Here is a 10,975-nt window from a genome sequence, read left to right as displayed (position 1 = left end):
CACGTGAGGCGCGGGCGACCAGAGACGGCGGGCAGATCCAGGCACGGTTTTCGTCTGGATCTGCCTGTCGTCGCCGGGAGTGGCGCCGATCTGTTTTGTCTGCAGTTTTCCTCGGCCACGGCGGAACTCAGCGACCCACGTGAGGCGCGGGCGACCAGAGACGGCGGGCAGATCCAGACACGGTTTCGTCTGGATCTGCCCGTCGTCGCCGGGAGCGGCGCCGAGCCCGGAGGAGCGGAGCGACGACCATAAGCTCAGTACCCCTTTTCGGGGACTGCGCTTGGCATAACCCGGGGGTACGCAGCGCGACGACGCGCAGGTAGCGTGTGCAACCGTGATTGAGGCACTCCCTAGCCCCAGCGTCGCGGTCTGGCACGTCGCGGGCTTCCCGATCCGGGCATACGCACTCTGCATCGTTCTCGGCATCGTCGCCGCCGTGCTGATCACGGAGCGCAGGCTCCGGGCACGCGGCGCGGCGCCCTGGGTCACGCTCGACGTGGCGGTCTGGGCGGTGCCGACCGGCATCATCGGGGCCAGGATCTACCACGTCATCACGTCCCCCCAGGCCTATTTCGGGGAGGGCGGTGAGCCGATCCGCGCGCTCTACATCTGGGAGGGCGGCCTCGGCATCTGGGGCGCCATCGCGGGTGGCGCGCTCGGCGCCTGGTTCGCCTGCCGGCAGTACGGCCTCCCGCTGCGCGTCCTGGCGGACGCGGTGGCCGTGGGCCTGCCGGTGGCGCAGGCGATCGGCCGGCTCGGCAACTGGTGGAACAACGAGCTGTACGGCGGCCTCACCACGGTCCCGTGGGGCCTGGAGATCCACAAGATGGACGACGACAACCCCGGCCACGCGCTGCTCGACGCGGACGGCAACCCGATCCTGCAGCCGGGCCTCTACCACCCGACGTTCCTCTACGAGCTGGTCTGGAACCTCGGCGTCGCGGCGCTGGTCCTGGCGCTGGACCGGAAGTTCAAGTTCGGCCGCGGCCGCGCGTTCGCGGTCTACGTGATGGGCTACACGGTCGGCCGGTTCTGGATCGAGATCATGCGCACCGACCCGGCCAACGCGTTCTTCGGCATCCGGCTCAACGTGTTCACCTCCGTGGTCGTGTTCCTGGGCGCGCTGATCTACTTCCTGCGGACGCGCGGGCCGCGCGAGTTCCTGATCCCGGTCCTGCCGGTGACGGCGCCGGCCGCGGTTACCGAGGGGGAGGAGCCGGCCAAGGCGCAGCAGGTTGCGCCGACCGGGTACACCGTGGTGTCCGAGGAACAGTTCGAGACGTACCGTCGGACCGGCGAGATCCCGGACCCGGAACCCGCCTCGCCCGCTGTCGCGGAAGAGAAAGCGGACGACGGGGAGAAGACGGCCGACGAGGCTCCTGCCACGCCGGGCGGCGACGACAAGTAGGACGAGCCGGAGGGATCCATGATGCGCACGGCGATCGTGGTGGGTGCGGGGATCGGCGGTCTCGCCGCGGCGGGCGCTCTCGCCCGGAGCGGCTGGCAGGTCACGGTGCTGGAGCGGGGCGACCGTGTCCCGGTGGACCGGGCCGCGCTGATCCTCTGGCCGAACGGCGTCCGAGCGCTGCGCTCCCTCGGTCTCGGCGACGGGCTGCACGCGATCGCCACGCCGCTGCGCGATCGCGGGGTGCGGCGGCCGGACGGGCAGTGGCTCGTCCAGCCGCGCCAGCCCGGCCCGGACACGCTGCCGCCGATCGTGGTGCACCGCGAGGATCTGCACGACGCGCTGATCGCCGGGCTCGGCGACGGCGTGGAGATCCGCACCGGCGTGCCGATCGACACCGTGCACCTGCACGAGGGTGACCGGCCGTCGGTCGGGCACGGCCGGCAGCGTTACGAGGCCGACCTGATCGTGGCCGCGGACGGCATCGACAGCGTGCTGCGCCGCCACCTGGCGCCGGAGGCGTCCGTGGTCAGCTCCGGCTGTGCCGCGTGGCGCGCCGTCATCCCCTGGTACCGCGCCCCCCGCCTGCCCGACGACATGCCGCCGAACGGCGAGACGCTCGGCGCCGGCTACCGGTTCGTGGCGGTGTCGCTCGGCGAGCGCGGCTCGGCCGGCGGCTCCTCCCGGGGCGGCATCTACTGGGTCGCCACCGTGGCCGGCGCGCCGCGCCCGGAGTCGCCCGCCACCCAGCTGCAGTTGCTGCGCCGCTGGCTGGCCGACTGGCACGCGCCGATCGGTGCGCTGCTCGACGCGACCGAGCCGGAGGATCTGATCCAGCAGGAGGTACGGGAGCTGCGCCCGCTGCCCCGGCAGTACGGCTTCGGTTCCGGCCCCGGCGGCGTGGTGCTGCTCGGCGATGCCGCGCACGCGATGCCGCACCACCTCGGCCAGGGCGCCTGCCTCGCGTTCGAGGACGCGGCCACGCTGCGGTCCGTGATGGCGGAGGCGGTGCCGGGCCGGACGCTGACCACCGCGATCGAGCAGTACAGCCGGGCCCGCCGGCCGCGCACCGCGACGATCGTGCGTCAGACACGCCGGATGTCCGCGGTGATCCAGGCGCGCGGCCGGCTGGCCCTGCGCGCCCGCGACGCCGCGCTCGGCACGATCACGCCCCGCCTGCTGGGCAGCGTCGCCACCACCGCGGGGGACTGGCGCCCGCCCGCCTGACGCGTGATTAACGGTGGCGAAATGCATTCGTCATCGGATCCAGCGCCGTCAGCGGCGCCGCACACCCGCCGGGCCCGGTCGTCCCGGCCGCGGCCAGCGGATCCGGGATCCTCGCCGGGCGTGCCGATGCCGCGACGGCGCCGCCGTACGACGGTAATGTCTGTGCCGGACGGCGTTTTCTCCCGCCGACAATGCGGGCCGTGCATATAGCGGATACGCGTCGTCACTGCCAATGAAGAGCGCCAATGCATCGAAATCCGCGACAGACATCGAGTGAGCCCGCATGTCTCAGATCGTGGACGTGTGATCAATCTGTATTGGTGGGAAACGGCGCGGACTCACGTAGACTCTAGAGACTCTGCACAGGGCCGACGTCGTCCCGACATCTTCAACCAGCGAGCGACGACAGGAGGCCCGGTGGCTTTTCCGTACCCTCAGGGAGCTCAGCTTCCCGTTACCGGAGCCGCCCCAACGGGCAGTTTCCCCGGAACGGCCGGCCTGATGTACGACCCGTCGTTCGAGCATGACGCCTGTGGTTTCGCGTTCGTCGCGGACCTGCACGGCCGGCGTTCGCATGATGTGGTCGCCAAGGGCGTTTCCGCGTTGATCCGTCTTGATCACCGTGGCGCGCGGGGTGCCGAGACGAATACCGGCGACGGTGCCGGCATCATGATTCAGGTACCGGACAATTTCTTCCGTGCGGTCACCGATTTCGCACTTCCTCCCGCGGGGCAGTACGCCACGGGCCTGGTTTTCCTGCCGCGCGCCGAGGCCGACGCGGCCCGCGCCACGCAGATCTTCGAGAAGTACGCGCTCGTCGAGGGCGCGGACGTGCTCGGCTGGCGCGACGTGCCCGTGGTCAGCGACGACCTCGGCGCCTCCGCGGACGCGGCCCGGCCGCTGATCCGGCAGGTCTTCATCGCGGCCGAGCAGCTCGCGTCCACGCCGGGCATCCCGGCCGGCACGCCGCTGTCCGGGCTCGACCTGGAGCGGGTGGCGTTCTGCGTGCGCAAGCAGGCGGAGCGGGAGACGGCCGAGCGCGGCATCCCGGCCTACTTCCCGTCGCTGTCCTCGCGCACGTTCGTCTACAAGGGCATGCTCACGCCGGACCAGCTGCCGGTCTTCTTCCCGGACCTCGAGGACGAGCGGGTGGACAGCGCGATCGCGCTGGTGCACTCCCGGTTCTCGACGAACACGTTCCCGTCGTGGCCGCTCGCGCATCCGTACCGGCTGATCGCCCACAACGGTGAGATCAACACGATCCGCGGCAACAAGAACTGGATGGCGGCCCGCGAGGCGGCGCTGCAGTCGAAGAACCTGCCCGGCAACATCAAGCGGCTGTTCCCGGTCTGCCCGCCGGACGCGTCCGACTCCGCCAACTTCGACGCGGTGCTGGAGCTGCTGCACCTGTCCGGGCGCAGCATTCCGCACGCGGTGCTGATGATGATCCCGGAGGCCTGGGAGAACGACCCGGACATGGATCCGGCGAAGCGCTCGTTCTACCGCTTCCACGCGAGCCTGATGGAGCCGTGGGACGGTCCGGCCGCGGTGGCGTTCACGGACGGCTCCGTGGTCGGCGCCGTGCTGGACCGCAACGGCCTGCGTCCGGGGCGCTGGTGGCGTACCCGCGACGGGCTTGTGGTGGTGGGTTCCGAGGCCGGTGTGCTGGACCTGGACCCGGCGTCAGTGGTGGCCAAGGGCCGGCTCCAGCCGGGGAAGATGTTCCTGGTCGACACCGTGGCCGGCACGATCGTGCAGGACGACGAGATCAAGGCGGAGCTGGCCGCGGCGCAGCCCTACGACGAGTGGCTGCACGCCGGCCTGATCAACCTTGAGGATCTGCCGGCCCGCGAGCACACGGTCTACACGCACGACTCGGTGCAGCGCCGGCAGCAGACGTTCGGGTACACCGAGGAGGAACTCAAGATCCTCATCGGCCCGATGGCGAAGGCGGGCGCGGAGCCGCTCGGCTCGATGGGCACGGACACGCCGATCTCGCCGCTGTCGAAGCGGCCGCGGCTGCTCTACGACTACTTCCACCAGCTGTTCGCCCAGGTGACGAACCCGCCGCTGGACGCGATCCGCGAGGAGCTGGTCACCAGCCTGCAGATGACGATCGGGCCGGAGGGCAACCTGCTCGACCCGGGCCCGGCGTCCTGCCGGCAGATCGTGCTGCCCTACCCGATCATCGACAACGACGAGCTCGCCAAGATCCTGTCGATCGACGAGGACGGTGACCTGCCCGGCTTCAAGGCCGTGCGCGTCTCCGGCCTCTACCCGCTGCGTGACGGCGCCGCGGGCATCCGGGCGCGGCTGATCCAGATCTGCCGGCACGTCTCGGAGGCGATCGAGGACGGCGTGCGCATCCTGGTGCTCTCCGACCGGGACTCCAACGCGGACCTGGCGCCGATCCCGTCGCTGCTGCTCACGGCCGCGGTGCACCAGCACCTGGTGCGCGAGCAGACGCGCACCCGGGTGGCGCTGGTCGTGGAGTCCGGCGACTGCCGCGAGGTGCACCACGCGGCCGCGCTGATCGGCTACGGCGCCGCCGCCATCAACCCGTACCTGGCGTTCGAGTCCGTCGAGGACCTGATCTCCACGGGCGCGCTGTCCGGTGTGGAGCCGGGCAAGGCGGTGCGCAACTACGTGAAGGCGCTCGGCAAGGGCGTCCAGAAGATCATGTCCAAGATGGGCATCTCGACGGTCTCGTCGTACTGCGGCGCGCAGGTCTTCGAGGCGGTCGGCCTGGACCGGCGGCTGGTGGAGCGCTACTTCGCGGGCACGCCCGGCAAGATCGGCGGCGCGGGCCTCGGCGAGATCCACGCGGAGATCGCGGCCCGGCACACGAAGGCGTACCCGGTGAATCCGGCCGAGCGCACGCACCGCGCGCTCGAGGTCGGCGGGGAATACCAGTGGCGCCGCGAGGGCGAGATCCACCTCTTCAACCCGGAGACGGTGTTCCTGCTCCAGCACGCCACCCGTAGCAAGCAGTACGACGTGTTCCGCCGCTACACCGCGAAGGTGGACACGCTGGCGGCCGAGGGCGGTCACCTGCGCGGCCTGTTCCAGCTGAAGCCGGGAACCCCGATCCCGCTGGACGAGGTCGAGCCGGCCACCGAGATCGTCAAGCGGTTCGCGACCGGCGCCATGTCGTACGGCTCGATCTCCGCGGAGTCGCACGAGACGCTCGCGATCGCGATGAACAACCTGGGCGGCAAGTCGAACACCGGCGAGGGCGGCGAGGACGTCGACCGTCTGTACGACCCGGCCCGGCGTTCGTCCGTCAAGCAGGTCGCGTCCGGCCGTTTCGGCGTCACCACGGAATACCTGGTCAACGCGGACGACATCCAGATCAAGATGGCGCAGGGCGCGAAGCCCGGCGAGGGCGGCCAGCTGCCCGGCTACAAGGTCTACCCCTGGGTGGCCCGGACCCGGCACGCCACGCCCGGCGTCGGCCTCATCTCGCCGCCGCCGCACCACGACATCTACTCGATCGAGGATCTGGCGCAGCTGGTCCACGACCTGAAGAACGTCAACTCGGCGTCCCGCGTCCACGTGAAGCTGGTGTCCGAGTCCGGCGTCGGCACGGTCGCGGCCGGCGTGGCGAAGCTGAAGTCGGACGTGGTGCTCATCTCCGGCCACGACGGCGGCACCGGCGCCTCGCCGCTGAACAGCCTCAAGCACGCCGGTACGCCGTGGGAGCTGGGCCTGGCCGAGACGCAGCAGACGTTGCTGATCAACAAGCTCCGCGACCGGATCACCGTGCAGGTCGACGGCCAGCTCAAGACCGGCCGGGACGTGATCGTGGCCGCGCTGCTCGGCGCGGAGGAGTTCGGCTTCGCCACCGCGCCGCTGATCGTCTCCGGCTGCATCATGATGCGCGTCTGCCACCTGGACACCTGCCCGGTCGGCATCGCCACGCAGAACCCGGTGCTGCGCGAGCGCTTCACCGGCAAGCCGGAGTTCGTGGAGAACTTCTTCATGTTCATCGCGGAGGAGGTGCGCGAATACCTGGCCGAGCTGGGCTTCCGCACGCTCCAGGAGGCGATCGGCCAGGCCGAGTCGCTGGACCTGGCGCCCGCGATCGACCACTGGAAGGGGCGCGGCCTCGACCTGCGCGCGGTGCTCGCCGTGCCGCAGCTGGAGGAGGGCGCGGCCCGGTTCAAGGTCCGCGACCAGGACCACGGCCTGGAGCTGGCGCTGGACAACGAGCTGATCGCGCTCGCCAAGCCGGCGCTGGACGACCGCTCGCCGGTGACGATCTCCACCAGGATCCGCAACGACCACCGCAGCGTCGGCGCGATGCTCGGCGGCGAGGTGGCGCGGCGCTTCGGCGGCGCGGGCCTGCCGGACGACACCATCGACGTCACGCTGCACGGCACCGCGGGCCAGTCGTTCGGCGCGTTCGTGCCGCGCGGCGTCACGCTGCGGATCTTCGGCGACGCGAACGACTACGTGGCCAAGGGCCTCTCCGGCGGCCGGATCGTCATCCGGCCGGACGCGGACGCGCCGTTCACGGCCGAGGACCAGATCATCGCGGGCAACACGATCCTCTACGGCGCGACCCAGGGTGAGCTGTTCATCCGCGGCCGGGCCGGCGAGCGGTTCGCGGTCCGCAACTCCGGCGCGACCGCGGTCGTCGAGGGCATCGGCGACCACGGCTGCGAGTACATGACCGGCGGCACCGTGGTGGTGCTCGGCGCGCACGGCCGCAACTTCGCGGCCGGCATGTCCGGCGGCACCGCGTTCCTGTGGCGCCCGGACAAGCGCCGGATCAACCCGGAGCTGGTCGAGCTGACCACGCTCTCGGACGAGGAGCAGGCCCTCCTGCACGGCCTCGTCCAGCGGCACGCCGCCGAGACCGGCTCCGCCGTGGCCGAGCAGCTGCTGAAGCGCTGGTCGGACGCGGTCGAGGAGTTCGTCGCGGTGGTGCCGCGTGACTACAAGCGAGTGATCGAAACGATCCGTGCCGCCGAAGCCGCCGGCCGTGACGTCGACGAGGCAGTCATGGAGGTCGCACGTGCCTGACCCGAACGGTTTCCTGCGCTACGGCCGGCAGCTGCCGGCCCGCCGCCCGGTGCCGGTGCGGATCCGGGACTACCGGGAGGTCTATCCGGAGGCGAGCGACCAGCTCGTCCAGGAGCAGGCCACCCGCTGCATGGACTGCGGCATCCCGTTCTGCCACGAGGGCTGCCCGCTCGGCAACCGCATCCCGGACTGGAACGACCTGGTCCGGACCGGCGGCTGGGCGCGCGCGATCGAGTCGCTGCACGCCACGAACAACTTCCCGGAGTTCACCGGGCGGCTGTGCCCGGCGCCGTGCGAGGGCGCCTGCGTGCTCGGCATCGGCGATGACCCGGTGGCGATCAAGCAGGTCGAGGTCGAGATCATCAACCGGGCGTTCGCGAACGGGTACGTCACGCCGCAGCCCCCGGTCACCAAGTCCGGCAAGCGGGTCGCGGTGGTCGGCTCCGGTCCCGCCGGTCTGGCCGCCGCGCAGCAGCTGGCCCGCGCCGGTCACGACGTGGTGGTGCTGGAGCGCGACGACCGCATCGGCGGCCTGATGCGCTACGGCATCCCGGACTTCAAGCTGGAGAAGGAGCACATCGACCGCCGGATGGCCCAGATGGAGGCCGAGGGCGTCGTCTTCCGGACCGGGGTCAACGTCGGGGTCTCCGTGAATGCGGACCAGATCAAGGCCGACTACGACGCCGTCGTGCTCGCGGCCGGCGCGCTCGCCGGCCGCGACACCCCGGAGACGCCGGGCCGCACGCTCAAGGGCGTCCACCTCGCCATGGACCACCTCGTCCCGGCGAACCGCGTGGTCGCGGGCCTGCAGGACACCACCCCGATCGACGCGGCCGGCAAGTCCGTCGTGATCATCGGCGGCGGCGACACGGCCGCGGACTGCCTGGGCGTCGCGCACCGGCAGGGCGCGACCGAGGTCTTCCAGCTGGACATCTACCCGGAGCCGCCGTCCGCCCGGGTCGGCGACCGGGACCCGTGGCCCACCTGGCCCTACGTGATCCGCAACTACCCGGCGCACGAGGAGGGCGGCGTCCGCGAGTTCGCGGTCGCGGTCCAGGAGTTCGTCGACAACGGCGAGGGCCAGGTCAGCGGCGTGCGCATCGCCGAAGTCGAAGTGAGCAAAATTGACGGCCGCCGGGTGCTGACCGTCAAGCCCGGCTCGGAGCGCGTGCTCCCGGCCGACCTGGTGCTGCTGGCGATCGGCTTCGAGGGCACCGAGGAGCAGCCGCTGCTGGAGCAGTTCGGCATCGCCCGCAACCCGCGCGGTGCGATCGACGCGGACGACACCTGGCAGACCGCGGCCGAGGGCGTGTTCGTCGCCGGCGACATGCACCGCGGTGCGTCGCTGATCGTCTGGGCGATCGCGGAGGGCCGCGCGGCCGCCGCGGCCGTGCACCACTACCTCGGCGCGGCGGGTCAGCTGCCCGCGCCGGTCGGTGCGGCGGCACACTCGCTATCGATCTAGGAATTATCGTCTGAAGCCGCATCCCGTCACTCATTGCGGGGTGCGGCTTCAGCATTCCGTCACGTATTCGAACCCGCGAGTAACCAAAACGCGAACGATCTTGTTGATTCCGCTCGGTGCTGGCATCATCTTTGGGTGCTGCCGTCGCGTCAGGGCCCACCCGCGTGCACGCGCACAGTTCTACCGCGAATCAGAATCCAGAGGGCAGGCAACGCTGATCGCGACTGAGGAGATCAGATGCTGCTGAAGTTCCGGGTCGCCAATGTCCGGTCCTTCCGCGAAGAGCGGGAGCTGGCTTTCGCCGTTCCCGCGGGCAAGACCGCCCACGCATCCCGGCAGGTCCCGGTGGCCGGCGGACGGCAGCTGGACGTCTACCCCCTGATCGGCATCTTCGGGCCGAACGCCTCCGGAAAGTCGAATCTGCTCAAAGGCCTCGTCGAGATGCGCACCGCCGTCCTCGACTCCTACTATCAGTGGGCCACCCAGCGCGGCGTCCCCCGCGAACTGTTCGCGCTCGACCCCGCCGCGGAACGCGAGACCTCGCTGTACGAGCTGGATTTCGTCAACGACGGAATCCGCTACACCTACGGTTTCGAGCTCGGCCCGGATCGCGTCGTCGCCGAATGGCTGCACGCCTATCCGCGCGGCCGCCGCCAGGTCTGGTTCGACCGCGACGCCTCCCGCCGCCAGCCTTTCGAATTCCCCGGCGACCGGCTCAAGGACCGCGCCGCAATGGTGAAGCTGACCCGGCCCAACGCGCTTTTCCTCACCGTCGCCGCCACCAATAACCACCCCGAGCTGACACCGGTCTTCTACTGGTTCGAGCGCAACCTCTGGTTCCTCACCCCCGAGGACGAGCGCTACCAGCGCGAGGAGTTCACCCGCCAGGCCGTGCTCGGCCCGCAGCGCGACCGCATCGAGGCGCTGCTGCGCGCCGCCGACCTCGGCATCGAGGGCGTCGAGCCGATCGAGACGCGCGTCGCCGGCCGCACGGTCACCGACGTCCAGCTCATCCACACCGGCGCGGACGGCACGGCGTACCCCATGCCCTGGGAATCCGAGTCCTTCGGCACCCGCAGCTGGTTCGCCATGCTCGGCCCGATGCTGCTCGCGCTGGACGAGGGCGCGGTCCTGCTCGTCGACGAACTCGACTCCAGCCTCCACCCGCGCTTCGCCGCCGAGGTCGTCCGCCTCTTCCAGGACCCCGAGGTCAACACGAACGACGCCCAGCTCCTCTTCACCGCCCACGACGTCAGCGTGCTCAGCACCCCCAGCGGCAAACGCCTGCTCGAACCCGGCCAGGTCTGGCTCGTCGAAAAAGACAAAATCGGCTGCAGCGACATCTTCCCGCTCACCGCCGCCCAGCCTGGTCGCCACGAAGACCTCCCCACCTCCTACCTCGCCGGCCGCTTCGGCGCCGTCCCCGACCTCGGCGAAGGCCAGGTAGGCCGCAAACTCCGCGCGGTGAAGCCCCCAAAAGCGGGCTGACCCCCAGAAACCGCTTTTAACCCCAGATTTCCCGCTTCCGGCGTGGTCCCGTCCCGCGGCTCCCGCGGCTGCGGATCCGCGGGTGGTCACCACCCGCGAAAACCGGTCCGGCCTACCGATCCTCCGGCACCAGGATCCGGTCCGGCCGCGGCCATCGGCTCGCAGTTCCGTTCGGACGCTGCGCCCCGCGAGCCGCCCCGCGCTCCGCGCTCCGCGCCCCGTGAGCCGCCCCGCGCTCCGCGCCCCGTGAGCCGCCCCGCGCTCCGCGCCCCGCGAGCCGCCCCGCGCCCCGTGAGCCGCCCCGCGCCCCGCGCCCCGCGAGCCGCCCCGCGCCCCGCGAGCCGCCCCGCGCCCCGCGAGCC

The 10,975-nt window shown here is 71.1% G+C and carries 5 protein-coding genes; all 5 read left to right on the top strand.

Annotation, left to right across the window (positions count from 1 at the left end):
* Window positions 1-334 precede the first annotated feature (334 nt).
* Entirely contained in the window at window positions 335-1,408 is a 1,074-nt protein-coding gene (gene lgt, locus OP04_RS44285; protein WP_033346059.1) for a prolipoprotein diacylglyceryl transferase, read from the top strand.
* A gap of 21 nt (window positions 1,409-1,429) precedes the next feature.
* Window positions 1,430-2,632: an FAD-dependent oxidoreductase gene (locus tag OP04_RS44280; RefSeq protein ID WP_033346118.1), complete on the top strand. Its 1,203-nt coding sequence runs from the start codon at window positions 1,430-1,432 to the stop codon at window positions 2,630-2,632.
* Between the two features lie 417 nt (window positions 2,633-3,049).
* Window positions 3,050-7,660, top strand: a complete 4,611-nt coding sequence (gene gltB / locus OP04_RS44275) for a glutamate synthase large subunit (protein ID WP_033346058.1) — start codon at window positions 3,050-3,052, stop codon at window positions 7,658-7,660.
* Window positions 7,653-9,125: a glutamate synthase subunit beta gene (locus tag OP04_RS44270; protein WP_033346057.1), complete on the top strand. Its 1,473-nt coding sequence runs from the start codon at window positions 7,653-7,655 to the stop codon at window positions 9,123-9,125. The genes gltB and OP04_RS44270 overlap by 8 nt, the downstream gene beginning before the upstream one ends.
* 237 nt (window positions 9,126-9,362) lie before the next feature.
* Window positions 9,363-10,613 (top strand): AAA family ATPase, encoded by a 1,251-nt coding sequence (locus OP04_RS44265; protein ID WP_033346056.1) that lies wholly within the window; start codon window positions 9,363-9,365, stop codon window positions 10,611-10,613.
* The last annotated feature ends 362 nt before the right edge of the window (window positions 10,614-10,975 follow it).

The sequence above is a fragment of the Catenuloplanes japonicus genome (genome assembly GCF_000717135.1).
Taxonomy (GTDB): domain Bacteria; phylum Actinomycetota; class Actinomycetes; order Mycobacteriales; family Micromonosporaceae; genus Catenuloplanes; species Catenuloplanes japonicus.
Note: the sequence above shows the minus strand (reverse complement) of the source record. Positions and strands in the feature narration are given on the sequence as shown.

Coding starts and splice junctions, on each gene's coding strand:
- OP04_RS44280 (WP_033346118.1), top strand. CDS start 1,430: ATGCGCACGGCGATCGTGGTGGGTGCGGGGATCGGCGGTCTCGCCGCG.
- OP04_RS44265 (WP_033346056.1), top strand. CDS start 9,363: ATGCTGCTGAAGTTCCGGGTCGCCAATGTCCGGTCCTTCCGCGAAGAG.